This window comes from Cohnella suwonensis, assembly GCF_042655365.1.
Classification (GTDB): Bacteria; Bacillota; Bacilli; order Paenibacillales; family Paenibacillaceae; genus Cohnella; species Cohnella suwonensis.
Genome location: NZ_JBHSMH010000008.1, coordinates 1 through 24,106, shown reverse-complemented (window position 1 = coordinate 24,106; position 24,106 = coordinate 1). Strand labels below are relative to the sequence as shown.

General features: G+C 57.3%; 27 protein-coding genes. 15 read left to right on the top strand and 12 right to left on the bottom strand.

Annotation, left to right across the window (positions count from 1 at the left end; translation table 11 throughout):
* Positions 1–19: 19 nt before the first annotated feature.
* Positions 20–349, top strand: a complete 330-nt coding sequence (locus ACFPPD_RS05930) for a hypothetical protein (protein ID WP_209750211.1) — start codon at positions 20–22, stop codon at positions 347–349.
* Between the two features lie 170 nt (positions 350–519).
* Here the strand turns inward: ACFPPD_RS05930 and ACFPPD_RS05925 are convergent, their stop codons facing one another.
* Positions 520–810, bottom strand: a complete 291-nt coding sequence (locus ACFPPD_RS05925) for a transporter (protein WP_378081512.1) — start codon at positions 808–810, stop codon at positions 520–522.
* Between ACFPPD_RS05925 and ACFPPD_RS05920 the strand changes: the two genes are divergently transcribed.
* Positions 809–1,258, top strand: coding sequence for a hypothetical protein (locus ACFPPD_RS05920; protein WP_378081509.1), 450 nt, complete (start codon positions 809–811; stop codon positions 1,256–1,258). The two genes, ACFPPD_RS05925 and ACFPPD_RS05920, sit on opposite strands and share 2 nt — an antisense overlap.
* A gap of 21 nt (positions 1,259–1,279) precedes the next feature.
* Here the strand turns inward: ACFPPD_RS05920 and ACFPPD_RS05915 are convergent, their stop codons facing one another.
* Positions 1,280–1,603 (bottom strand): hypothetical protein, encoded by a 324-nt coding sequence (locus ACFPPD_RS05915; RefSeq protein ID WP_209750213.1) that lies wholly within the window; start codon positions 1,601–1,603, stop codon positions 1,280–1,282.
* Positions 1,604–1,774: 171 nt separating this feature from the next.
* On the opposite strand from ACFPPD_RS05915, the gene ACFPPD_RS05910 reads away from it, so the two are divergent.
* Entirely contained in the window at positions 1,775–3,349 is a 1,575-nt protein-coding gene (locus ACFPPD_RS05910; protein ID WP_209750214.1) for an ABC-F family ATP-binding cassette domain-containing protein, read from the top strand.
* A 56-nt stretch (positions 3,350–3,405) separates the two neighbouring features.
* Here the strand turns inward: ACFPPD_RS05910 and ACFPPD_RS05905 are convergent, their stop codons facing one another.
* The 5 genes from ACFPPD_RS05905 to ACFPPD_RS05885 all read right to left on the bottom strand — a co-directional run bounded on the left by ACFPPD_RS05905 (position 3,406) and on the right by ACFPPD_RS05885 (position 7,708).
* Positions 3,406–3,846, bottom strand: coding sequence for a GNAT family N-acetyltransferase (locus ACFPPD_RS05905; RefSeq protein WP_209750215.1), 441 nt, complete (start codon positions 3,844–3,846; stop codon positions 3,406–3,408).
* 178 nt (positions 3,847–4,024) lie between these two features.
* The gene (locus tag ACFPPD_RS05900; protein ID WP_378081508.1) at positions 4,025–4,639 is read right to left on the bottom strand and encodes an acyl-CoA-like ligand-binding transcription factor; all 615 of its coding nucleotides are present in this window, start codon (positions 4,637–4,639) and stop codon (positions 4,025–4,027) included.
* A gap of 31 nt (positions 4,640–4,670) precedes the next feature.
* Positions 4,671–6,188 (bottom strand): MDR family MFS transporter, encoded by a 1,518-nt coding sequence (locus ACFPPD_RS05895; RefSeq protein ID WP_209750216.1) that lies wholly within the window; start codon positions 6,186–6,188, stop codon positions 4,671–4,673.
* Between the two features lie 227 nt (positions 6,189–6,415).
* Positions 6,416–7,144: a suppressor of fused domain protein gene (locus ACFPPD_RS05890; RefSeq protein ID WP_209750217.1), complete on the bottom strand. Its 729-nt coding sequence runs from the start codon at positions 7,142–7,144 to the stop codon at positions 6,416–6,418.
* 18 nt (positions 7,145–7,162) lie between these two features.
* Complete coding sequence (locus ACFPPD_RS05885; RefSeq protein WP_378081504.1) at positions 7,163–7,708, bottom strand: DUF975 family protein; 546 nt, start codon at positions 7,706–7,708, stop codon at positions 7,163–7,165.
* Between the two features lie 314 nt (positions 7,709–8,022).
* Between ACFPPD_RS05885 and ACFPPD_RS05880 the strand changes: the two genes are divergently transcribed.
* The 4 genes from ACFPPD_RS05880 (at position 8,023) to ACFPPD_RS05865 (ending at position 12,168) form a co-directional block, all read left to right on the top strand.
* Complete coding sequence (locus tag ACFPPD_RS05880) at positions 8,023–8,310, top strand: hypothetical protein (protein ID WP_209750219.1); 288 nt, start codon at positions 8,023–8,025, stop codon at positions 8,308–8,310.
* Positions 8,311–8,457: 147 nt separating this feature from the next.
* Positions 8,458–8,913, top strand: coding sequence for a GNAT family N-acetyltransferase (locus ACFPPD_RS05875; protein ID WP_209750220.1), 456 nt, complete (start codon positions 8,458–8,460; stop codon positions 8,911–8,913).
* Between the two features lie 199 nt (positions 8,914–9,112).
* The gene (locus tag ACFPPD_RS05870; RefSeq protein ID WP_209750221.1) at positions 9,113–11,617 is read left to right on the top strand and encodes a leucine-rich repeat domain-containing protein; all 2,505 of its coding nucleotides are present in this window, start codon (positions 9,113–9,115) and stop codon (positions 11,615–11,617) included.
* A gap of 32 nt (positions 11,618–11,649) precedes the next feature.
* A complete protein-coding gene (locus ACFPPD_RS05865) occupies positions 11,650–12,168 on the top strand; it encodes a hypothetical protein (protein ID WP_209750222.1) in 519 nt (172 codons plus the stop codon).
* A 115-nt stretch (positions 12,169–12,283) separates the two neighbouring features.
* On the opposite strand, the gene thiD is transcribed toward ACFPPD_RS05865, so the two are convergent.
* The 3 genes from thiD to ACFPPD_RS05850 form a co-directional block, all read right to left on the bottom strand.
* Complete coding sequence (thiD, locus tag ACFPPD_RS05860; RefSeq protein WP_209750223.1) at positions 12,284–13,126, bottom strand: bifunctional hydroxymethylpyrimidine kinase/phosphomethylpyrimidine kinase; 843 nt, start codon at positions 13,124–13,126, stop codon at positions 12,284–12,286.
* The gene (locus ACFPPD_RS05855) at positions 13,123–13,278 is read right to left on the bottom strand and encodes a hypothetical protein (protein WP_209750224.1); all 156 of its coding nucleotides are present in this window, start codon (positions 13,276–13,278) and stop codon (positions 13,123–13,125) included. Before ACFPPD_RS05855 ends, thiD begins: the two co-directional genes overlap by 4 nt.
* 611 nt (positions 13,279–13,889) lie before the next feature.
* Positions 13,890–14,798 (bottom strand): immunoglobulin-like domain-containing protein, encoded by a 909-nt coding sequence (locus ACFPPD_RS05850; protein ID WP_209750225.1) that lies wholly within the window; start codon positions 14,796–14,798, stop codon positions 13,890–13,892.
* Between the two features lie 325 nt (positions 14,799–15,123).
* Between ACFPPD_RS05850 and ACFPPD_RS05845 the strand changes: the two genes are divergently transcribed.
* The 6 genes from ACFPPD_RS05845 to ACFPPD_RS05820 all read left to right on the top strand — a co-directional run bounded on the left by ACFPPD_RS05845 (position 15,124) and on the right by ACFPPD_RS05820 (position 17,794).
* A complete protein-coding gene (locus tag ACFPPD_RS05845; RefSeq protein WP_209750226.1) occupies positions 15,124–15,564 on the top strand; it encodes an SRPBCC family protein in 441 nt (146 codons plus the stop codon).
* Positions 15,554–16,027, top strand: a complete 474-nt coding sequence (locus ACFPPD_RS05840) for an EVE domain-containing protein (RefSeq protein WP_209750227.1) — start codon at positions 15,554–15,556, stop codon at positions 16,025–16,027. Before ACFPPD_RS05845 ends, ACFPPD_RS05840 begins: the two co-directional genes overlap by 11 nt.
* Complete coding sequence (locus tag ACFPPD_RS05835) at positions 15,999–16,433, top strand: MarR family winged helix-turn-helix transcriptional regulator (RefSeq protein WP_209750228.1); 435 nt, start codon at positions 15,999–16,001, stop codon at positions 16,431–16,433. Before ACFPPD_RS05840 ends, ACFPPD_RS05835 begins: the two co-directional genes overlap by 29 nt.
* A gap of 19 nt (positions 16,434–16,452) precedes the next feature.
* Positions 16,453–16,977 carry a GNAT family N-acetyltransferase gene (locus ACFPPD_RS05830; protein ID WP_209750230.1) on the top strand — a complete coding sequence of 175 codons (525 nt, stop codon included), beginning with the start codon at positions 16,453–16,455 and terminating at the stop codon, positions 16,975–16,977.
* A 34-nt stretch (positions 16,978–17,011) separates the two neighbouring features.
* The gene (locus ACFPPD_RS05825) at positions 17,012–17,281 is read left to right on the top strand and encodes a transporter suffix domain-containing protein (protein WP_209750232.1); all 270 of its coding nucleotides are present in this window, start codon (positions 17,012–17,014) and stop codon (positions 17,279–17,281) included.
* A 93-nt stretch (positions 17,282–17,374) separates the two neighbouring features.
* Positions 17,375–17,794, top strand: coding sequence for a TerB family tellurite resistance protein (locus tag ACFPPD_RS05820; protein ID WP_209750234.1), 420 nt, complete (start codon positions 17,375–17,377; stop codon positions 17,792–17,794).
* Positions 17,795–18,257: 463 nt separating this feature from the next.
* Here ACFPPD_RS05820 and pyk read toward each other — a convergent pair whose 3' ends face one another.
* Entirely contained in the window at positions 18,258–19,673 is a 1,416-nt protein-coding gene (gene pyk / locus ACFPPD_RS05815; protein ID WP_209750236.1) for a pyruvate kinase, read from the bottom strand.
* 741 nt (positions 19,674–20,414) lie between these two features.
* Here pyk and thrS point away from each other — a divergent pair.
* Positions 20,415–22,328: a threonine--tRNA ligase gene (gene thrS / locus ACFPPD_RS05810; protein WP_209750238.1), complete on the top strand. Its 1,914-nt coding sequence runs from the start codon at positions 20,415–20,417 to the stop codon at positions 22,326–22,328.
* Positions 22,329–22,354: 26 nt separating this feature from the next.
* Here thrS and ACFPPD_RS05805 read toward each other — a convergent pair whose 3' ends face one another.
* Positions 22,355–23,113 (bottom strand): alpha/beta fold hydrolase, encoded by a 759-nt coding sequence (locus tag ACFPPD_RS05805; protein ID WP_209750240.1) that lies wholly within the window; start codon positions 23,111–23,113, stop codon positions 22,355–22,357.
* Between the two features lie 308 nt (positions 23,114–23,421).
* Here ACFPPD_RS05805 and ACFPPD_RS05800 point away from each other — a divergent pair, with 308 nt between their 5' ends.
* A complete protein-coding gene (locus tag ACFPPD_RS05800; RefSeq protein WP_209750242.1) occupies positions 23,422–23,979 on the top strand; it encodes a dihydrofolate reductase family protein in 558 nt (185 codons plus the stop codon).
* Positions 23,980–24,106 lie beyond the last annotated feature (127 nt).

Genomic DNA, 24,106 nt, shown 5'->3' with positions numbered 1-24,106 from the left:
GTAATAAAGGGGTAGTTAAATGGCATTGGAAAACGCGCTCGAGCGCCATGTCGCGCCTTACGCGGAGCGCGTCGCTCCGAACGCCCAAGCCGGCGGTTTCTACGTCTGGCTTCGCCTGTTTCGGCCGACGAGCGATGCTCGGCTTGCGGAAGCCGCGTCGCGGGCGGGCGTCGCGGTTTATCCGGGCGGCGTGTTCGGCGCGAACGATATCTATACGAGGAGAAACGATGAACATAGGTTGAGAATCCCGCCAAAGCGCCTCCCTTCCCGACAACCTGCAAAAGTGCAGGTTGATTGGTTCAAAATGGGCAAATGGGATCAACAACCTGCATCCAATACAGTTTGTTGAACCAAAAACGGATCGTTTTCGCGATAAACAGCAAACAACCTGCATTTTTGCAGGTTGTCCACGTACGAATGATTAAACGAGCCGAACAACCTGTATCTTTACAGTTTGTTGGCTAAGGACTTTCTCGACAAGAGAGCGCGGCGTATATTCGCCGCGCTCTCTTGTCGATTTTAGAAGCACGAGAACGATTCGATACGTTGCAGGTCGAAGCCCGAGAAGATCCAGAAGAAACCGGTCCAGCGGAAGCCCGATACCGACGTTCGGCCGACGAAGACGGGATAGAACCAGAAGCCCTGCCCCCCGCGCGGCCAAATGTACGTGTAGCGGAACATGCAGCGGGAGATCGCGCCCGGATCGACGGCCAACGCCGAGGCGAGCGGCTGGGGCGGAACCATCTGGGGCGGAGGCGAAGACGGAGGCTGAATACCGCCGGGCATACCGCCGGGCATACCACCGGGCATGCCGCCGGGCATACCGCCGGGCATACCGCCGGGCATACCCCCGGGCATGCCGCCGGGCATACCGCCGGGCATACCCCCGGGCATACCGCCGGGCATACCGCCGGGCATACCGCCGGGCATACCCCCGGGCATACCGCCGGGCATACCGCCGGGCATGCCGCCGGGCATACCGCCGGGCATACCGCCGGGCATACCACCGGGCATGCCGCCGGGCATACCGCCGGGCATACCGCCGGGCATACCGCCGGGCATACCCCCGGGCATACCGCCGGGCATACCGCCGGGCATACCGCCGGGCATACCGCCGGGCATACCGCCAGGCATACCGCCTGGTATGCCACCGGGCATACCGCCGGGCATGCCGCCGGGCATACCGCCGGGCATACCGCCGGGCATACCGCCGGGCAGTCCGAAGGGAGGCATAATGGACAAGTTCGTCACTCCTTAGCTTTCGGTAGGTTTTGCGTTCTTACAAAAGAGTGATGGCCAGCAGGTTAAACAGGACGAGCGGAAGCACGAAGTTGTTGTAGAGGTAAGGGTTAGGCGGCCCCGGGAAGAAGGCGCGAGCATAGCCTTCGTTCGACAGGCATAAGTAGACGACCCCTCTGTCCCAGTGCACGATGTGCCCTTCGTAGACGTCGCCGTCCATCGTCTCCACCTTGACCAGCTTGCGGGCATGTCGCGCGCATAACTGATGCAGGTTTTCCCTGGCCGACTTGAGCGTCTGATGAAGCTTGGAATCGCACTGATAGATCGGCTTCAGCTCGTGCTGTACCGGAATTGGCGAGCTCATGGCGAAGACCTCCGTCTGGTTGAACATGGGTTATTCTATGCGGGGGCCTAGTTCGGGGTGAAGCCGATCTCTCGCGTTCGGCGACGAACCGGGAATTTTCCCGGACCGAGGCGAAACGGAGAACTAATGGTATAATCACGCTAGACAGAAACAACCCGGAAGGTGATCAAGATGAGCGTCATTCGTTTGGAGAACGTCACGAAGAAATACGAAGAATCCCTGATTTTTCGCGATATTTATTTTAAGCTCGCCAAGGGCGAACGGGTCGGTCTAATCGGAAGGAACGGCGCCGGCAAGTCGACGGTATTCCGGCTGATTCTGGGCAAGGAAGAGCCGACCGCGGGCAAGGTGGAGCTGGATCCGCAGGCGAAGATCGGCTACTTCTCGCAGTTCTCGGAACTGAGCGGCAGCTTATCCGTCCAGCAGGAACTGGAGGCCTGCTTCGAGCAGGTGGCGTCGATCGAGCGGGAGCTACAGGACATCGCGGACAAGCTGGGCGTCGTCTCGGACGACGGCGAGATGGAGACGCTGCTCGCGAGACAGGCGGAGCTGTTCGAGCAGATGGAGCATCTGGACGGCTGGAACGTATCGGTCGAGATCAATACGGTGCTGACGAAGCTCGGCTTCAACGAACGATCGCGCCATCAGCCGGTCGACGAGTTGTCCGGAGGGTGGAGAAACCGCGCCGCTCTCGCGAAAATGCTCATTCAGCAGCCCGACGTCGTCCTGCTCGACGAACCGACGAACTACTTGGATATGGAAGGCATCACCTGGCTGGAGCAATGGCTGTACCGGTTCAACGGCGCCATGATTCTCGTCTCGCACGACCGGCAGTTCATCGACAAGACGGTTACGCATATTATCGAGATCGAGAATTATCGTTTTCAAGAGTACGAAGGGAATTATACCGACTATATCCGCAAGAAGAAGATGCGCAAGAAGGAGCTGGATCGCCAGTTCGAATGGGAGGAAGAGCTTCTTCTCATGGAGGCGGAAGCGATCGAAGACCGCGCGACCCGCAAATCCGGTTCAAAGGACCGCCTATCCCGCAAGCTTGCGGACAACAAGAAGCGGATCGAGCCGCATCCCGTCAACGTGCTCATTACGGATATTTACGAGCGGCTGCGTTTTCCGGACAAGCTGTGCGAAGCGAAGGGTCTCGGTCAGAGCTACGAAGGCCGGCGGATCTTCGAGAACGTCGGGTTCGACATTCAGAAGGAAGACCGGCTAGTGATCGTAGGTCCGAACGGAAGCGGAAAGTCTACGCTGATCAAGGCGCTGACGGGGCAGGAGAAGCCGGAATCCGGCGAGGTGATCTGGGAGAAGGGCGTCAGCTACGCCTACTTCAACCGGATGTGGGACGAGCTAGATCCGAAGGACACTGTCAGCCACGCGGTCAACACGTACGGATTGGGTCTAGACGCGCCGCGGAAGAAGGTCAACAAATTCCTCTCCATGCTGCAGTTCTCGGAGGCGGATCTGTCCAAGACGATCGGCAATCTGTCCGGCGGGCAGAAGGCGCGGGTCGCGCTGGCGAAGTGCTTGCTCTCCGGTTCCGCGGTCATCATCTTGGACGAGCCGACGAACCATCTGGATCTGACGAGCATCCAAGTGATGGAGCAGGCGCTCATTCATTTCCCCGGCGCCGTCGTGACGGTCAGCCACGACCGGTTCTTCATCGACAAGATCGGGACGAAGATGCTGTCGTTCGATCCGGTAAACGGCGTCACCGAGACGAGTTTATAGGAATACGCCAAACAACCTTGCTTCGGATCGACCGAGGCGGGGTTGTTTTTGCGTTTTTAGGCGAATCCGGGGTAGTCGTAACGAATGAACCCCCTGTGAACGGCAACCTTATCGTAAAGCGCGCGGGCCACCGAATTGTCGCGTTTCGTCTGCCAATAGTATCTGGAGGCGTTGCGTTCCCGCGCCGCTTGCGCGACGCCTTCGATAAGCGCCCGCGCGGTCCCTTGACCGCGAAAAGCTTCATCGACGAAGAGATCCTGCAAGTAGCAAGCGTCGTCCGCCCAGACGGTAGAATGGAACAGGTAGTGGGCGATGCCGACCAAACTTCCGTCCAAGTAGGCTCCTAGTCCGTAGATGCCGTCGGCTTTCAGCAGCCGTTGCCAGGCTTTGTCGTAATCGGAGTCGGGCAGTTCCGTCTCGTAAAAGGTTTTGTAGCCGCGGGCCAACGCTTCCCAGCGACTTCTGTCGTCTGCTTTCAGCGGCGCGATCCCGATCATCGGATTCGGCTCCTTTCGATTGTTGCGATCGATGCGTAAGTAGCATGAGTATACGAAATTTCGCCATCATCGATAAAGATCCAATTGCAAAAATGGGCGCTGGTCCACTTATATCCGACATTAAAAAAGAAGACTCCTGATGAATTTAGGAGCCCGGTCTTATTGTCGTTGACGCCGTTCATTCTCTCTTCAGAGGTAGCCCGGCTTCCAGATGGGCCAGCGCCTTATCTACCGTATCGACGAAATCGGCTTCCGGACGGTCGAGGCAATAGAGTTGGACCGCCATCATCGCCCCCAATACGGTACCGGCAAACGTGAGCACCTCGAAGTCGTCCCGAGGCCGGCCGAGACGATCGGCGACCATCTCCGCCATCATCGTCAGCGATGCGTTCATCTGAATGAGCGAGGCAGCGCGCAGCTCCGGAACGGATAGCATGAGACTCATGCGTTCGCGAAGGGCTTCCATCCCTTCTTGGTCAATCGAAGCGAAGCCCGCTCGTATCGCCGCCCGCAACGCCTGTATCGGGTTTAGGTTGCTCGGCTGTTCCCGGAACGCTTGAATCAGTAGCGGGTCGTACTCATCCTCGAGCACCAAGGCTTCCTTCGTGGCGAAGTAACGGAAAAAAGTGCTGGGAGAGATCTCGCTTGCTTCCGCGATCTGTTCGATCGTCGTCGCATGGTAGCCTTGTTCCCGAAACAATCGCAAAGCTTGCTGCTGCAATGTCATGAGCGTCTTTTGCTTCTTTTTCTCGCGAAGTCCCATCTTCGCGGGTTCGGTTTTGTCCGGTGGCACAGCAGCATCCCTACCTCTCTGTCTTCAATAATCAAGCTTCCAACGCCGCTTCCTCTTTCTTCCCGGTATCCGTAACGGATAGCACTTCCCTTTTCAAGAACAAGCAGATGAGCACGACGACGATGGCAAAGCCGAAAGAGACCCAATATAGATGTTGAAAAGCATCCGAGAATATGCCCTTAATCTGTTCAACGAGAGTCGCGTCGATTCCTTCGGGAATGCCCCCTTGGGCGGCATGGCCGAGTTCTTCGGCGCTACCCGCCGGCAGCGAGCCCGCGAGCTTGCCGACACCGGACGTAATATGGGATGCGAGCAGGCTCCCGAATACGCTGACCCCGATCGTGAGTCCGAACGATTGGAACAAGGTAACCGACGTCAGAGCGACGCCGCTATGTTCTTTGTCGACCGATTCTTGGACGATCAGGTTGTTGTTGAACAGAACGCCGAATCCGAGGCCCAAAATAACGAAGTACGCGCAGATCTCGATAATGCGGGTGTTCGCGTCGAGACCGCTCATGAGATAGAACGCAAGGGCTGGCAGCATCATCGATACGACGAAGATTGTCCGGTAAGGCACTTTCGTCATCAGTCGTCCGGAAACCACGCTTGCTAAGACAGCTCCAACCATCAATGGCAAGGTGAGGTAACCGGATGCGATAGGCGACAGCCCGAGCACGTTCTGGGCGAAGAACGGGAACGAGGCGAAGGACCCCATGATTCCGATGACCAGCGTAAATACGATGAGGGACAAGACGACGAACGTCCGATTCTTAAATAGATGCAGAGGCAGAATCGGCTCTTTCGCCTTGAACTCCACGAATACGAACGCTGCGAGCAGAACCGCGCCGAGAGCCCACAAGCCCATGATCGTCGGCGATCCCCAGGCGTAACCTTCGGTTTCATGAAGAACAGGCGTAATCAACAAGGACACGATCGACCCGACGAGCAGGAAAGCGCCTGCCCAGTCGATGCTGGCTTCCTTGTTTCCTTTGGACTCGGTGAGACCGGCCGAAAGCACGGCCGCGGCAACGATTCCGACCGGAATGTTGACCCAGAAAATCCAATGCCACGAAATATGCTGCGTCAAATACCCTCCGAGAAGCGGACCTAACAATTGCGGGATAAACATAATGGCGCCGAATATCCCCTGAGTCTTCGCACGCTGCTCGACGGTGAAAGTATCGCCGAAGATGACCATGGCAAGAGGCATTAGCCCTCCCGCGCCGATTCCCTGAATGCCGCGTCCCAAGAGCAGTACGGGCATCGAGGTCGCGAATCCGCTAATGACCGACCCCGCGATGAATAGGCTCATGCTTAGGATATAGATTTTTTTGCGACCGTACAAATCCGCCAGTTTGCCCAGAATGGGCATGAAGGACGTCATTGTCAGCATGTAAATCCCCGCCACCCAACCATACAGCGACAACCCGTTCAAGTCCCGTATGATCGTCGGCATCGCCGTGCTGACGACCGTTTCGTCGAGCTCGGAGAAAATAATCCCGATAATCAGTCCGGTTACGATAAGGGCCTTGTTATTCTTGCGTTCCAATGCGAAAACCTCCCTTTACGAATACGTTTCGTAATGAGAGTATATATAAAATGAAAGTGACTGTCAAATAATATAAAGTGTCAAAATAAGCCCGAATAATCCTAGCGAATCTCCGGGCATTGCCCGAACGTTGCGCCCATCCCGGTTCCCGCGGAGCCGTCGGCCTACATGCAACAAAGGCCCCGAGTCGAAGAAACATCGACCTCGGGGCCTTTTTTCGCATGCCGTTAAAACAAGCCGAACCGTTTTTTGCACGTGTTTTTGCGTTTCGCGTCGAGAAGTTCGGTGACTCCGATCTTATTCAGCTTCTCGAATAATTCGTCTGCGCCGTGCCGGAGCTTATAATCCATCTCCTCGGGATAAAGGGGAATCAGGCTGAAGAAATGGACTTCCTTCTCTGGCGAGGTTAGCGTAAAAAACTCGTCCTGCGGCTCCGCGGCCGTAGGGATGGAAAGGATCATGCCGGCAAGCTTCGTATTGTCCGCGTAAGGCTCGGCCGGATCGCCGTTCGGAATCGTGTGCGCCGCGTATAACCAAGTATCGTATTCATGAGGCAACCTCGCGATCGTTTTCAAGCATCGCAGCGGCCAATAATGGTTTTCGTCGCGGAAGGCTTCGTCCGAGAAGCGCCAATCCGCGGGGAGACAGAGCATGAGCTCCGCGTACCGGAAAGCTTCGGCCCCTTCCGGCACGGTCATCGGCAGGTCGCTCATGCCGCAGGTCACCAACGTATAGTAGTTGCGTTCTTTCGTCGGCGCCACGAACAGAATATCGAGATGTACCCTATCGGAGACGATTTCATGATATACGTTGTGAACGGGACCGATATGCTTCTCGACATGATCGGTAATCAAGTCGATGGTCGCGACATCCCCGGTAGCCGGCTGAAAGGGACGATCTTTGGCTTCGTGGTAATAAATCGGATTACCCGAAGGGGATAACTCTTTTCTGGTCATGGGCAGGGGGCCTCCTCGTTAGTTCGACGGGATGAAAGTATCCGGCGCCGGAGGTTCCGGAAGCTTGGCGTCTCCGCGGATCAGATCTTCGTAGAAATGCGCCTGGGTGACCCTAATGTAAGGGAGCAACCATAAATATCCAACGAAACACGTGAGCACCCCGAGCAAAGCCCAGCCGATAAACGTGAGGTTGAGCACGAAATAACGCCATTTGTGTCCATACATCAGCTGCTTGCTGCGACGGATGGCTTCCGAGGCAAACAGTTCCGGGTTATCCTTGAGAATGAAATAGGACATGGAATAGCGTAAGTACGCGATGAGTCCGGGAATGAGAAGCAGCAGAGTCCAAAGGAAAATGAAGATGTTCATCAGAAGATAAAGCATAAAAGTACGGCCCAGCCTTTGAAAGCCGCTGAAAACGTCGCCGACGTTAAGGGGCTCGTTCCTGGCGATGCGTAAGCTGAAGTCCGCCAAACCGTAGTTGATCGCCCCGGTGAAGATGAGAGCCAGAATGGAGCCAAGAAAAGGAACGGCGCCGAGCGCAGTGACTACGATCCACGACAAGACCGACGCTCCGATGCTTTTCCCCCAGTTTCCTTGTAAGCTAAACCTTGCGCGCGCCCGCAAATCCGAATGAGAGAGATACATGAAAGTTTGCCTCCAGCCAGGGTGATATTTCCAAATATAAGAAGCTTTATGATGAATTCGACATGATCGGCGGGATTCCTCCGACAGGCGTCGACAATCGGAGATTCCGGGCGAGTGTCCCCTTCCGTTAGCGGAGGTACAACCTCGAGCGGACCGGCATATAATGTAAGCGGATAATATTCACCCTCTGAATGACTTTGTGAACTTCCTTAATAAGGAGGTGAGGCAAAATGATTGGTACGTTAACGTACTGGATGGAAATCGCCATGTGGGTCGTGTTGGGCTCGATGGCGGCCGATTTCTTGGTCGGATTGTACAAGTCGTTGAAGGGCGGTAAAGTCGCTCACGAATCCGTCCTGGTTTATCTGAAGGACATCGTCAGCTACGTGCTTCCTCTGCTCGTGCTCGCGTCGATCTCCGTCATGGACACGACCGGATGGATCGTGCTGGTCGGCTACTACGTCGGCGCGATCGCCGTCATCGCCAAGTATCTGCTCGACATCAAAGGCAAATTGTAATCGAGAACAGAGGGGTGAATCATTTCACGGCGCGGTCAACAAATCGCTTGCTTTCACGGAAGAGCATCTTCCGCGGAGGCGGGCGTTTTTTTATAATGAAAATAGAAATGCCGATCAATCGTAGAAATAGAATTCGGGGGGATTAGGATGGAAATCATGATCGATGATTTGTCGGGGCCGGAGATCGCGGCATTGCTCGAAGAGCACCTACTGGGGATGTCTGCGGAAAGCCCGCCGGAGAGCGTCCATGCGTTGGATCTCGACAGGCTGCGCAAGCCGGAGATTACATTCTGGAGCGTATGGGAGCATGGCGATCTGGTCGGATGCGGGGCGATCAAGGATCTCGGCGACAAGCACGCCGAGCTGAAGTCGATGCGAACGGCATCCGCGCATCTTAGAAAAGGCGTTGCCAAGCTACTTCTTGCGCATATCTTCGAAGAAGCTAGGAGTCGCGGTTTCCGGCGGCTCAGCCTGGAGACGGGCTCAACGGCGGGCTTCGTGCCGGCGCACAAGCTATACGAAAGCTTTGGATTCCGGATTTGCGGACCGTTCTCGGATTACGCGGAAGATCCTTACAGCGTGTTTATGACGAAGGAGTTATAAAATAACAAAAGACAAGGGCCGGAATCGCCTCGATAGGAGGGGGTCCGGCCCTTATTGCGTCGTTTTCCCGCGGCCGAACGGGTCTCTCAAATGGTTTATTTTTCCTCGGAATATGCTATTCTACTTGGAGTTGATCGTTTGTAAGGGAATGAATGGAATCTACCGACAATTCTACTAGACGGAAAAGAGGACAATCGCCATGGCCCGCTACTCTCGTTATTTACTCGTATTATGCGCCTTTCTTCTCGCCTTCGCGGCGGCGCCGTTAACGCCGGCGTTCGCGGAAGGAGTCGTCATCGAAGATCCCGCCTTGGAGAAAGCGATTCGGGAATCGCTGGACAAGCCGGCCGGCGCGATCACGGAGGCCGATATGGCTCAGCTGAATACGATATTCGCGCGCAACTCCCAGACCGACGGACAGCTTCGGTCGTTAAAGGGATTGGAATATGCCGTGAACCTGGTGGAGCTCGACGCGCCCGGCAATCGGATCGAGGATTTGACCCCGCTAGCGGGGTTGTCGAGGCTTCAATATTTGACGCTAAGCGGCAACAACGTCAAGGACTTGTCCCCGCTGAAGAGCTTGGGCAAGCTGCAGCTGCTGAGCGTTTCGCATAATCTGATCGAAGACATCGGCACGCTTTCTTCCTTGCAGAGTTTGACGGACGTGGAGATCGACGACAACAACGTGCGGGATTTGTCTCCGCTGCTCGAATTGTCCCAACTCCGCTATTTGAGAATGTCGGAGAACGTCGTCGATATGAACGACGAATCCGCCAAGGCGGCCATCGAATCGCTCAAACAGCGCAACGTGAAATTCCAAGACGACTACTCGAAGCAGAAAGCGGCGCCGTCGGCCTATACGGCGATGGACCCGAGATTCCTCGACTGGACGTTGGAGAAATCGCACGTCAGCTTCTCGACGAGAGATTACGCTTACGGCGACGGCCTGTACGTCGCGGTCGGTCCGGGCGGCATCGCGAAGACGTCCAAGGACGGCATCGCGTGGCAGACGAACGAGACGGGCTATAACGGAGATTTCGACGTCGTCGTCTATGGAGCGGGCAAGTTTCTGGCTTTCGGCCAGCAGCAACTGGGGTCCAGGACGACGGACATCTGGACGTCATCCGACGGGGTGAACTGGACGGAGAACGCGCAGAAAATCGTCGAATTCGCCATCAGCATCCGGGACGCGGCATGGAACGGCAAGCGATTCGTCGCCGTCGGCGGCAACAACGGCGAAGCGTACATCTATTCTTCCGATGACGGTCAGAAATGGACGAGGCAGGCCAAGGGCTTGCTGGAAACGAACATCACGGGAGTCGCCTGGGGGAACGGCACGTTCGTCGCCGCCGGATACGAGGGGGGCGTCGCCGCCGTCTCGAAGGACGGTCTCAAGTGGACGAAATCGAAGACGAAGCAGCCCAACTACGAGCAAATCTGGAGTCTGGCTTACGGCGGCGGCAACTTCGTCGCGGTCGGCGACTATACGATCATGCTCTCCAAGGACGGCGTGAAATGGAAATACGTCGCTTCTAAGGGGTTCTGGAGTCAGATCGATTGGGTGAAGGACCGGTTCATCCTGCTCGGAGGGGATTGGGTCAATTCGGGCAAGAAGGACGACTGGTTCAGGATCGCCCTCTCTTCCAAAGACGGAACGAAGTGGAGCGACGCGGGGCTCGTCAACAAGAAAGACCCGTCGCAAGTGCCGCTCTATTCTCTCTATAACGGCAAACAGTACGTCTCGGTAACCAACTTCGGCGTTCAGACGTCGACGGACGGCAAGTCGTGGAAGCAAGCGAAGAGATATCCGATCTCCGCGCTGAGCCTGAGCATGGGCGCCGTCGGAGACGGCAAAATGGTGTTGGTCGGCGGATACAAGGACCGCGACTCGGTGAAGATCAGTTCGCTCGCGTCCTTGCAAAGGAATCGCGCCGGAGCTTGGACGGGCTCGCAGAAGCAAGGCGTCTATCCGCTTTATAGCGCCGTCTGGACCGGAAGCAAGTTTCTGGCCGTCGGTTCGAAGGGGACGATGGCGACGTCCAAGGACGGCGTCGTCTGGCAGACGGTCGCTTCCCCGACGACGGAGTCGCTGTACAAGGTTCTCAAAGCGGGGAATACGTATTACGCGGTAGGAGCGAAAGGCGTTATTCTATCGTCGAAAGACGGCGCGAAGTGGACGAAACAGAAGTCCAACGCGACCGTCGACATCAACTCGATCGAATGGAACGGAAGCACGTTCGTGGCGGTCGGCGAAGCCGGGCTGATCCTGGTCTCGCAGGACGGCGTAAAGTGGACGAAAATATACCGGAACTTCCGGGGCGATTATTACGACGTCGTATGGGGCAATGGCAAATTCGCGGTGTCGACCGCCGGCCTGTACGTCAATATCGATACGTCGACGGTTCTCAGCTCGTCCGACGGCAAGACGTGGACGGAGTCGTCCTTCGAGGACGGGTTCACGATTCGAGGCGCAAGCACCGGCCTATACGGTATCGGTTTCGCCGGAGACCACTTTATCGCCGTCGGCGCGGAAGGCTCGATTTTCTTGTCGCCGGACGCGACCCACTGGACAAAGCAACAGGTTCTCGTGACCGAACGGTTAAACGGCGTCGTGACGTTCGAAGGCAAAGTATACGTCGTCGGCGGAAGCGGCATGATCTTGTCGGCGGAACTGAGCTCGCTTCGCACGTCGCAACAAAAGTAGCATGAATAGGGCAAAGGCCGGAGACCGCCTCCATGGAGGCGGTCTTCGGCCTTCAGGTTGTCGAGAAAGTCCTTATCTACGGTTGCTCAATCGCATTTTTGCCGATCTGCCATTTTCGCTTAGCCGTTTCCGCCCCAACAGCCAAACAACCTGCAAATATGCAGGTTGTTTGGCTCGTTTATTCAAATGTTCGTAGACAACCTGCAAATATGCAGGTTGTTAACTACTTTCTCGTAAGAAATGCTCCATTTCGACTCGACAAAATGTATTTTTACAGGTTGTCGAGTCGTTTTGACAAGATCACCCTGAACAAACTGTACTTTTGCAGTTTGTCGGAAGGGATGCGTTCAGCGGGTAACAGCGAATCCCAGGGAATTCGTAACATGTCCAATGGAACGAGGCTTTTTGGAAACAATAAAGCACGCGGGTTTCTCGACGATCTGAAGGCCGGAGACCGCCGCATGGAGGCGGTCTTCGGCCTTCTTTCCGCATCCTGCAATTTCTTCGGGGTTGTTGCCGGGAAGCGACTTCCGGGCAAGATGCCTCCCTGAATCGCTTCCGACAGCACTTGCGCGGGATCGTGCCCCGGCGGGCAATTATTGCTGCCCATAATGAAATACAGGCGTAACGCCCGGCGAACGGCATCCTCTAGCCATGCCGCCCCGCTCATCGCGCTCTCTCCCGCTCCCGGTATGCCCAGTGGTTGGTCGGACCGTGACCTTGCCCGAGCTCCAGCGAATCCTCGATCGCGGCTTGGATGAACGCCTTGGCGACTTCGACGGCTTCCGCCACGCCGCGCCCCTTCGCCAGCTCTGCCGTAATCGCGGCGGCGAACGTGCAGCCCGTGCCGTGCGTATGCCGCGTATCCCTTCGCGCGCTTCGGAATTCATGGAAATCCCGCCCGTCGTACAGCAAATCCACCGCTTGCCCGTCCTCGGAGACGTCGTGGCCGCCCTTCAGCACGACATGCTTCGCGCCGAAATCGGCCAACCGCTTCGCGGCTTCTTTCTTCGCCGTCACGCCGGAGATGGCTATTCCCGTCAGCACTTCGGCTTCCGGTATGTTGGGCGTGACGACCATCGCCAGCGGAAGAAGGGATTCCTTCAGCGCTCGAACCGCTTGCTCTTGCAGAAGCGAGGCGCCGCCCTTGGCGATCATGACCGGATCGACGACGACGTTGCGCCAGCCGAACCGGCGGATGCCTTCCGCGACGGCGACGATGATCTCGTCGCCGAACAGCATTCCCGTCTTCACCGCGTCCGCGCCGATGTCTTCGCCGATGGCGTCGATCTGCATGCGCACCGCTTCGGCCGGGAGCGGATAGATTCCCCTCACGCCTAACGTATTTTGGGCCGTGACGGCCGTAATCGCGGACATGCCGAACGCCCTCAGCTCCTGGAACGTCTTCAGGTCGGCTTGAATGCCCGCGCCGCCGCCGCTGTCCGAACCCGCAATCGTTAACGCTCTTGCTACCTTACCCGCCTTCGCAACTTTGCTTGGCGCCGTCATCCTTCGATTCGCTCCGCGGCGCCTCCGCCGCCCGTTCCCGCGTCGACGCCTTTGATCGCCCATTCGCGGCCGACGACGTTGGTGATGTTGTGCGCCAACGGGTTCGCTTCCCTGACCGATTGCAGCTTGCCCGCCAATTGCCGAATGTTCATAACTCCGCACCTCTTTCTTTTTTTGAGCGCGAAAATCAAAAAGCGCCTTACCCTAAGAAGAGGGTAAGGCGCCAAAAGCACGCGCACGAAATCCTTGTTCTTCCTACGATGGCATTACCCAACAGGTTAAAACGGTCTACGACGGATCAGCCGTACTCTCAGCCTGCTTCTGCAAGCTCCCGCGTTTATTCGATTGTGCTCAGTGTAGAGCAACGTTTTCCGAATTGCAATAACGAATTGAGCGGCCGTTCGTCTACGTTCTCTCCGGGTAGCGACTATCGCCGGAATTCAGTTATACACAGAGTTGTGCACAACTCTGTGTATAACCATGTGCATAAGGTGGGGATACGGGGTGGATTCTGTGGATAGGACTGTGAATAAAAAAGACGACGCAAGGCTCCTCGCAAGAGGGCGGGCCTCGCATCGTCTTGCGTGCGAGAAGTCTGATCTTCGTATCGACTTGGGCGCGTAAGCAGGCCGACCTTTGCATCATCTTACGCAGGCAAGGCGGCTTGCCGAACGGAAAACAGCAAATATGAAGTTATTGTCACGCTACATCTCCAGGAAAGAGCGATTCCTGCAAAAACGTATTCGTCAGCGTGACGCCCGAATCAACCTTTAATCTCGAACGTATCCGATAACGTGACGCCGAAGTCCGCGTTCTCCGCGCCGACGCTTTTCGATATGCGGTACGTTCCAACGGACAGACCGTCGAGCTTGATTTTCTGCGTAAAATCGTTCTCCGGCGTCGACGTGTACCCTTCCAACGTCCAATTGGCCTCGGCGTTAAGCTTCGTCCAACCGTCGTCGGCTTTCTTCTCGAGCAGATACATGCTGCCGAGCCCGAGGTTCGTCGGCCCGCCGTTCGTCAGCCGCAAGAGCAACGTATCGCCCGGCGCGTACGTTTCCTTGTCCGTCGCGAGCGTCGCGTTGACCGCTTTACCCGGCACGTAGAACACGTTTATGACGGAGTCGGAGACGGTACCGTCCTTCTCGACCAATTCCGTTCGCATCGCATAGAGAGCATCGACGTCCGACGGCAGCGGCACGTGGACGCGGAAAGGAAACTTGTGCACGACGTCCTTGGCGCTGCGCGGGTCGTGGGTGACCGTCGAGACGAGAGGGTTGTCGTCGATCGGCCGGAAATCGGCATCGACCCGGGTTAACGTCGCGCGGATCGCCCCGTCGGCGGGGAAGCGCTGGAAGTACATGCCTTGGTCCTCGCCGGGCTTGGAATGAAACGCGTACGTCACGTCGGGCGAAACTCTAGGGAACTGATCCGGGCTATAAGCTCGAAGCTTGGCGCCGGATTGCGGGGCAAGCCCCAATTTTTCGTACAAGTCGCGCGTGTTCCACTTCAGTATGATTTTGCCGTCGGCGGTCGCTTTGAAATTCAACGAGGAATCAGCGGCCGCCGGAGCAGACGCGATCGGCGCTTTGTCCGGGGACGGCGCGGAGACGTTCCGGTCGCACCCGGCGAGCAAGACGGATAAGACCAGCGTAACGAATACTTTTCTCATGGGGCAACTCCATCGTCTTGGAATGGCATGGCATAACAGCATAACCACTAGACGTTGCATTCGGTCAAAAAGTTATTTGGGAAATAGCGGGTGAAGTAGAGGGGGTGTCGAACATGGCCAAAAACCGGGAAGCAGACGCCGATCATCGGTGTCCGGCTCCGGTTTTTGGCTCGGCCCGCGTTAAGGCCGCAAGCCGTTCTCCGGCAGCGCCATCGCTTCGCGAAGCCATTCGCCGGTCTGCAACCCCGGCACCCACAACTAATATTGACACATATAATATGTACACATATAATAAAGGCAAATACGAAATGGAGCTGATGATATAATGTGGAAATTCGAGCATGCCGTAACGACGAAAGCGAAAGCGGCAACGATTTGGAGCCTGTACAGCGATATTCCGACTTGGGTGCTGTGGGACAGCGGCAAAGAACGCGTCTCGTTAGACGGCCCGTTCGCCGTCGGCGCCCACGGTCTCATGCAGCCGAAAGGCAAAAGCCCGCTGGCGTTCGAAATCACGGAAATCGTTCCGTTGAAAGGGTTCACCGACGTGACGGATTTGCCGGACGCGGGCGTCCAAGTCCGCTTCGTTCACGTGCTGGAGCCGGTAGCGGAGGGGACGAGGATTACGCATGTAGTGACGATCGAGGGACCCGGAGCCGACGTTGTCGGACCGCAAATGATTCAACATTTTACCAAGGGCGTTCCGCATACGATCGAAAGTCTTGCCGCGTTAGCTCTGGAGAGGGAGGGGCAACATGCGGGCTGAAGCGTCGGACGGGCAACCCCGTTACTGGATCGGCGTCGTGTCCGCTTCGCACGTAAGACGGGGCGTCGAGGGAGGCTTCGCGCAGCTCTGCCATGGCAAGTCCGCTCCGCTGCGGCGGATGAAGCCCGGAGATTGGCTCGTCTATTATTCGCCGCGAACGGACTTCGGGGGAGGTGAGCCGTTGCAGGCTTTCACCGCCATCGGCCAAGTGGAAGACGGCGACGCCTACGAATATCGCATGTCCGATTCCTTTGTACCGTTCCGCCGCGATATTCGCTATACTCGGTGTAAAGAAGCGAAAATCGCCGGCATGCTCGGGCAACTGACTTTTACTCGCGGGCAGCGGAACTGGGGTTATCTTTTCCGTACGGGACATTTCGAGATCGCCCGCGAAGATTTTCTGACGATCGCGAGCGCGATGCTGGAGGGGCAACATGAGTTCGGAATATCGGGAATCGAATGAAAGTCCGGGGTTTTTGCTCTGGCAGGTGACGAATCTCTGGCAGAAAGAAATACGCATGGCGCTGGAGCCGCTCGAATTGACGCATCCGCAATTCGTCCTGCTCTTTTCGTGCAAATGGCTAAACGACCGGGAACATGGGGGCGTCACGCAGATCCAACTGGCTCAGTATGCCAAGGTGGACGTGAACGTGACGTCGCAGGTGCTGCGGACGCTCGAGAAAAGAGGACTCGTGGCGCGCAAGCCGCATCCGAGCGATACCCGGGCGAACGTCATCACGGTAACGGCCGAAGGGGACGCGCTGGCGGGCCGGGCGGTGCGGGAAGTAGAGGCGGCGGACCGCGCGTTCTTCGCGGGTCTCGGCGACGACAAGGGCGTGCTGGTCGGCATCATGCGGCGATTGATCTAGCGAAGAGGGGGCGAGGGGAATGTCGCGAAAGGCGGAGCCGATTCAAGTGGCGATCAAGCCATGGGAGCCTTCCGATCTCGGGCTGCTCCATCGGCTGAACGAGCCGGAGATGCTAGAGCACCTGGGCGGACCGGAAACCGACGAGCAGGTAGAGGTTCGTCACGAGCGATACGTCGCGATCGCCGGGAAGGGTACGGGCCGGATGTTCAGCATCGTGCGACTGCCGGAACTCGAGCCGGTCGGGAGCATCGGCTACTGGGAAAGGGAATGGCAAGGCGAGACGATCTACGAGACGGGATGGGGCGTGCTGCCGGCATTCCAAGGCCGTGGCATCGCGGCCGCGGCGACCGCGCTCGTCGTCGAAGCGGCAACCGCGGAGCGGAAGCATAGGAGCCTGCACGCGTTCCCGTCGGTCGACAATCCGGCTTCGAACGCGATCTGCCGCAAGCTCGGGTTTCGGCTCGTCTCCGAATGCCGCTTCGAGTACCCGCCGGGTACTTTCATGACGTGCAACGACTGGCGATTGGATCTCCCGATACGGTAAAATAGAACGAATAGACCGTCGAAGGAGAGATCGGATGGCTAACAGGAAGAAGATGTTGTATAAACTCGGCATCGGCTTCATTATCGCGTCTTTGCTATTATGGGTCGTACCGTTCGTCGTTCCGTTCGCGCCCATGAGCGCCAAGACGAAGGCGGGAATCATCACCGTCGCTCTAATCGTCGCCGAAGTGCTGTTCTGGCTGGGCGTCCTGCTCGTCGGCAAAGAAGTCGCGAAGAAGATCAGGGGTTATATCAACCCGCGCAATTGGCGAAAACGAGCGAAGAAGGAAGGGGAGGGGAGTTGAAACCCTTCCCGGTCCGCATCGGAAGAGAAACCGATTCCTTCCGCATCCGTATCAGAATTAGACGAAAGTTAAGGCACAAAGGAGAGAGTCGCATTGTTCTTGCATTTTCTAGTGGATCCCGCGCATAAGAAAGCATTCTTGGAGCTGGCGAGCCGAGTAGCTGCTTCCGACGGCTTCGTGAACCTCAACGAGAAAAATTACATACTCGGATGGAAGCAAGAGCTAGGGATGGGCGTCTGGGAGCCGGATTCGGAATCGGCGGATACGCCGTTAGCCGAATTGCTCCGAGGCGTGAAGGAAGAAGCGGTCAAGAACGTGTTCCTCGCGGAAATCGTTCTGCTGACTTACGCGGATGGCAATTTCGACGAAGAAGAACAGCGCATCGTATGCGAGATGAAGCAATCGTTCGGCTATTCGGACGAAGCTTTCGAAGCCTTTAAGGATTGGGCGATTCGATATGGCCAGCTCAAAGTCGAAGGGATGAACCTGATTTTGCGGACTTCCGCGCGGTAATGCGGTTCGTTGGCTATCGAGCCGAGCATGCGGGGCGAACGCAAAGGCAACCAGTGTCTTCGATACGGTGAACCGTAACACAAGTAACGGCAAGTTTTTTCGGAAAATCTCGCAGCGGGCTTGGAAAGGGGCTTTACCGTGCATGGGTTTGGGATAGGTCATTCCTTACAGTTAAGCCGAAAATCTCTTCATACTATTTCGTAGCCAGCTCCAGATTAGAAACAGTCAAGTGGTTGCAGAGAACCCTCTTCAACATTGGCTTTTGCGCCACTTGTTGCCGTTGCGATGCGGGCAATTCTATTTTCATCAATCGTACGTTCCGTCTCTCGATTAATGTCGTTTCGATATATAGACTCGGATTCCAACAGCAGATTGCCATCGGATAATTCTTTTGATTGAGTCCAATGGAGGCCAGAAAAAAGTAATTAGCCTCATTTGTTGCATGGTTTTTCCCCTTACTGCCCTACTCCACTTGATGCACCCGAATGAGATTCGTTGTACCCGACTTTCCGGCCGGCACGCCGGCGGTGATAATGACCGTATCGCCAAACTGCCACGGAACGACATGACCGCAATCCTGCAGCGCGGATGTGAGTAAGTCGTCTGTCGTTTCCGCCATAACGCCGCGTACCGGCGTCACGCCCCAAAGTAGCTGCAATGCCATCAACGTGCTATCGTTCGGTGTCACTGCGAGAATCGGCGCCGATGGACGATATTTCGAAACCATTCTCGCGGTAAACCCGCTGAAGGTCGGCGTGACGATCGCGCGCGCGTTAAGCTCGAGCGACGCGCTGACGACGGCGCGGCTGACGACTTCGGTAATGCCTTCGCTCCGGTACGTCTTCAGCAGGAACTGCTCCCCGTAATCGATCGTCGCCTCGGTTTTTTCGGCGATCGTCGCCATCATGCGCACCGACTCGAGCGGGTATTTGCCGGCGGCTGTCTCCCCCGACAGCATGACGGCGTCCGTTCCTTGCAGCACTGCGTTCGCCACGTCACTCACCTCGGCGCGCGTCGGCCGCGGATTGAACTGCATCGAATCAAGCATTTGAGTCGCGACAATGACGGGCTTGCCCGCGGCGTTGCACCGTTCGATTATATGTTTTTGCAGAATTGGCACGTCTTCCGTCGGAATCTCGACGCCGAGATCGCCGCGAGCCACCATGATGCCGTCGGATACTGCGATGATCGCGTCCAGCTGGTCGGCGCCTTCCTCATTCTCGATTTTGGAGATGATTTGGATGTGCGGAGCCCTTTTATCCGCCAGTAATTCGCGAATCTTCATAATGTCTTCCGCGTTCCGAACGAACGACACGGCGAGAATATCGACCCCTTCCGCAATACCGAAATCGATGTGGCTGATATCCCGTTCCGTAATGCCCGGTAATGTCGTCTTCACTCCAGGCAGGTTAACTCCTTTGCGCTGCTTAAGCAGCGCGTGATTCGCGACCGTGCAGACGACCTCGGTTCCTTCGACGTAGTCCACCGTCAGCTCCAGCAAGCCGTCGTCGATCAATATTCGCCCGCCGGGTCGGATCACCCGGGGCAGCTCCGCGTATGTCACGGTGACCCGTTCCGCCGTTCCTTCGATCGTCTCCGTCGTAAGAGTCAGCTTGTCGCCTGCCTTCAATTCGTACGACGGAGCCTGCAGCTTGCCGATCCGAATCTCCGGTCCTTTAATGTCCATCAGGATCGGTACGATCGACCCGACCTCTTCGGCTGCCGTCCTAACGTTGCGGATGCGACCCCGATGCTCTTCGAGATCGCCATGCGCCATGTTCAACCTCGCGACGTTCATGCCCGACATCATCATTTGTTTCAACACCGACGGCGAGTCGCTAGCCGGTCCCATCGTCGCTACGATTTTCGTTTTTCGCATCGCAGTACCACCCCCTCTAGGATACATTTTTCCCCATTGTATAACAGAAGATTTCCAGTGACTATGAACTTTATTATGATGGATGTAAAATAGTACGCTATGTGGGGACATCTATGCTGCTAGTGGAGGAAGTGCGATTGGATCGGGGCGATCGGCGGTAATCGAGCAAAAGGAAGCATTTCAAGTGGTAGGGGTCAGCAATCGAGTGATTATACAGAACAGGGCTAACGCATTATATAGGTCAAACCGCCTTACAGCAACCAAAGTGGCCTCGAATGCTCCTGTAGAGCGGTCAAACCGCGTTGCACGTCTAAGTCTAATGCGTTAGCCCTATTGAAGAGGTTCGCGTCTCTTGACCGAATGGCGCGCGGACCCTATAATAACCCTCAAGGCAATGACCGGAGACATGGTTTCCTTCAAGGCCCGCTCAGAGAATGGGGTGATTGGTGCGAGCCCCTGCGGACACCGGACGGAGATTACCCCTTCGCAGCCGCGACGATGAACTCTCGCAAGCCGTATTCGCGAGATAGTAACCGCCGCCGTCCGATCCCCGTTAACGGATCCCGAAATGAGGATTTGCCATGTCGTTGCCGCAAGCGCGCGGGGCAGATCGAATGAGGGTGGAACCACGAGCCGAACGCACTCGTCCCTTCGCGGGATAGAGGCGTTTTTTTGCGTTCAAAACCAACCGTCCCCAGGCGCGAAAGGCGCCGGGGAACACATTTCGAGGAGGTTTTAATCGTGGCGATTCAAGTGGGATTGGCGGACGGAAGCGTAAGGGGATTCGAGCGGGGGACGACGGTCGGGCAAGTGGCCGCGGCGATCGGACCGGGACTCAAGAAAAACGCGGTGGCGGGGAAAATCGACGGTAAGCCCGTGGATCTGAGCTATCCGATCGAACGGGACTGCGCGATCGAGATCGTGACGCTTGACGGCAAAGACGGGCTGGACGTGTACCGGCACAGCACGGCGCACTTGATGGCGCAGGCGATCAAGAGAATCTACGGCGGCAAGGCGGTGAAGCTCGGCATCGGTCCGGTCATCGAGGACGGATTCTATTACGACATCGACATCGAGAAGCCGTTGTCGGTCGACGACCTGTCCGCGATCGAAGAGGAGATGCGCCGCATCGCGCGGGAGGATCTGCCGATCGTTCGGCGGGCGGTGAGCCGCTCGGAAGCCGAGAACATTTTCGCGGAGCTGGAGAACCCGTATAAGCTGGAGCTGATCCGGGACTTGCCGGCATCGGCGGAGATTGCGGTATATACGCAAGGGGAGTTCATCGACTTGTGCCGGGGTCCCCATCTGCCGTCGACGGGACGGATCAAGGCGTTCAAGCTGACGAGCGTCGCCGGGGCTTATTGGCGGGGGGATGCCAAGAACAAGGTGCTGCAGCGGATTTACGGAACGGCTTTTCCGAAGGAGGCGCAGCTCGAAGAGCACCTTCGCCTGTTGGAGGAAGCGAAGCTGAGGGATCACCGGAGGCTAGGCAAGGAGCTCGGGCTGTTCATGTTCTCGGAGGAAGCGCCGGGCATGCCGTTCTATTTGCCGAAGGGGATGACGATCCGCACGGAGCTGGAGAATTTCTCGCGGTCCGCGCAGATCGGCCAGGGGTACGAGGAAGTGCGCACGCCGCTCATGATGAACAACCGCATCTGGGAGCAATCGGGGCACTGGGACCATTATAAGGACAACATGTACTTCACGGACGTGGACGAGACGAAGTTCGCGCTGAAGCCGATGAACTGTCCGGGGCACATGATCATTTACAAGAATGAGCTGCATTCCTACCGGGACTTGCCGATTCGCTTGTCGGAGTTCGGCCAGGTGCACCGTCACGAGTACTCCGGCGCGCTGAGCGGGATGATGCGAGTCCGGACGTTCTGCCAGGACGACGCGCACATCTTTGCCCGGCCGGATCAGATCGAAGAGGAAGTCGGTCGCGCGATCGATCTCATCGATCGGATGTACAAAGAGTTCGGTTTCGAGTACAAAATCGAGCTGTCGACGAGGCCGGACGATTACATGGGCGCGGAGGAACTGTGGGACATGGCGGAAGCTTCCCTGCAGAACGTGCTCGATAAGCGCGGCGTCGAATACCGGATCAACGAAGGCGACGGGGCGTTCTACGGGCCGAAAATCGACTTTCACATTCTCGACGCGCTCAAGAGAAGCTGGCAATGCGGTACGGTGCAGCTGGATTTCCAGATGCCCGAGAAGTTCGAGCTGTCGTACGTCGCCGAGGATGGCCAGAAGCGCCGTCCGGTCGTGCTTCACCGCGCCATATTCGGTTCCATCGACCGATTCATGGGCATTCTGACGGAGCATTACGCCGGCGCGTTCCCGCTCTGGCTGTCGCCGGTGCAGGCGAAGCTCATCCCGGTGTCCGACCGCTATCTGGACTACGCGCTCGAAGTGAAGCGGGCATTAGCCGATGTCGGCATCCGGGCGGAAGCGGACGGCAGGAACGAGAAGCTGGGCTACAAGATTCGCGAAGCCCAGCTCGGGAAGGCGCCTTATATGCTCGTGTTAGGAGAGAAGGAGAGAGAGTCCGGCACGGTAGCCGTCCGCAAGCGCGGCGAAGGCGAGCTCGGGGCGATGGACGTCCAGGCGTTCGTCGACCGGCTGCTCGAAGAGATTCGGACGAAAACGTAAGGGGGCTTGCGAGGTTCCGCCCGCAGCTACTCTCGCGAGCGCGCGGCTTCCAAGCAATCTCGCACCGCTTGGACGACGACGGCCGGCTCGGAGAATTGGGGGAAGTGACCGCTTCCGGCGGCGACGATCTGCCTGCCTTGAGGGCTAAGCCGGACGTAGGCGAGCTGATTGTTCTTCCGGAGGTCCAGCGCTTCCTTCGGCGTCATCCAGGAAGGGAGCGTTCTGCCTCCGGTGACGACGACGAGCGGCACATCGGGGAAAGACCCGGCGCACTCGATCTGTTCGGCCGTCCGCTTTGCGAACTTCGTCTCCTTGAATTCGTCGCGCCGGGAGAGCGCGCCGAGCAGCCGGTTCAAGCCGCGCACGAACCGGCCCTGATACCGCTCGATCTCGAGATCGCCCGGATGGCTCGCTTCGAGCAGCACGACGCCGGCGACTTCGTCCGGGTGCAGCCTGGCGAACAGGTTCGCGTACAACCCGCCGAACGAGTGGCCGACGAGCACGTAAGGGGGAGTCACGCCGGCGGCGGCGAGCAGCTCGCGTAAGTCGGCGACGATCGTTAAGCCGTCCTGCGGACGGCGGGGCCTATCGCTGCCGCCGATGCCGAAGCGGTTGTAAGCGAACACGGCGCTTGCGCCGGAGAAGCCTTCGAGCACTTTGTACCAGCCTTCGAGCGGACCGTCTCCCCCGTTGATCAGCACGATCGGAGGCGAACCTTCGCCGATGGCGATATATTTGATCGTGCCTTGCGAGATCGACGCGGTCTGCCGGGGTGGAAGCTTCATTCTACAATCGACTCCTCTTCGCGGAAATTAGTAAGGTATACGGTCGGGTTAGGCCGGCGTTCCACTGCCCGCAAGCTTTACGAAGCGTCGAGAGATTAAGGGCGCGGGGCGGAAGACGGCGAAGAGGACGCGATGGGCGCGCCTCGCCGTCTTTCGTTTTAAATGGCGGAAGGTACGGCGATGGACACGATTTGGTGCATCGGCACGTAACGTTCCCGGAAAAGCGATCGGCGATTGGGGATGGATGGCCATGCGTTCATGGAAAATCGCCAGTTTATGGTAGAATAGGCCAAAAGGGAGGAATGGCGATGAGAAAGATCGTGGCAGGTTTGTTCATGTCCCTGGACGGAATCGTCGACGCGCACGAAATATCGCCGCACGAGTGGACGACGGACGAGATGATGGAACGGATGGGGAAAGGCCTCGGGCAGGCGGACGCCGTGTTGTTCGGCTCCCGGACGTACGCGCTTCTCGAGCGTTTCTGGCGGCACCAAAGCGACGATAGCCCGATGGCTAATTTCCTAAACCGCTCGACGAAATACGTCGTCTCGAGCAAGCTCGATCGGCTCGACTGGCAGCCGGCGACGTTGATCCGCGGAGAACTGATCGAAGAGATCGCGAAGTTGAAGAGCGGGCCGGGGCGCAACATTCAGATTCCGGGAAGCCCGATGCTGGTTAGGGCTTTGCTGCGCGAAGGCTTGCTTGACGAACTGATCTTAAACGTCGTTCCGGTCGTCGTCGGCTCTGGCGCCCGGTTGTTCGAGGACTTCGCCGAACCGGTACGCCTGCGGCTCGAAAGATCGACCGCCTTTTCTAACGGAGTGGTGTCCCTGACCTATCGAAGCGTCGCGCCTGCCGCCGAGTGACCGCCAAACGAAATCCCCCGGGAACAAGGGAGGCCACTGAAGAACTTACGATTTTTCGAAGTAAGAAATAATGATTAAACGAAAAGACGACTTTTCATCCCATTTATTGGATGAAAAGTCGCCTTTT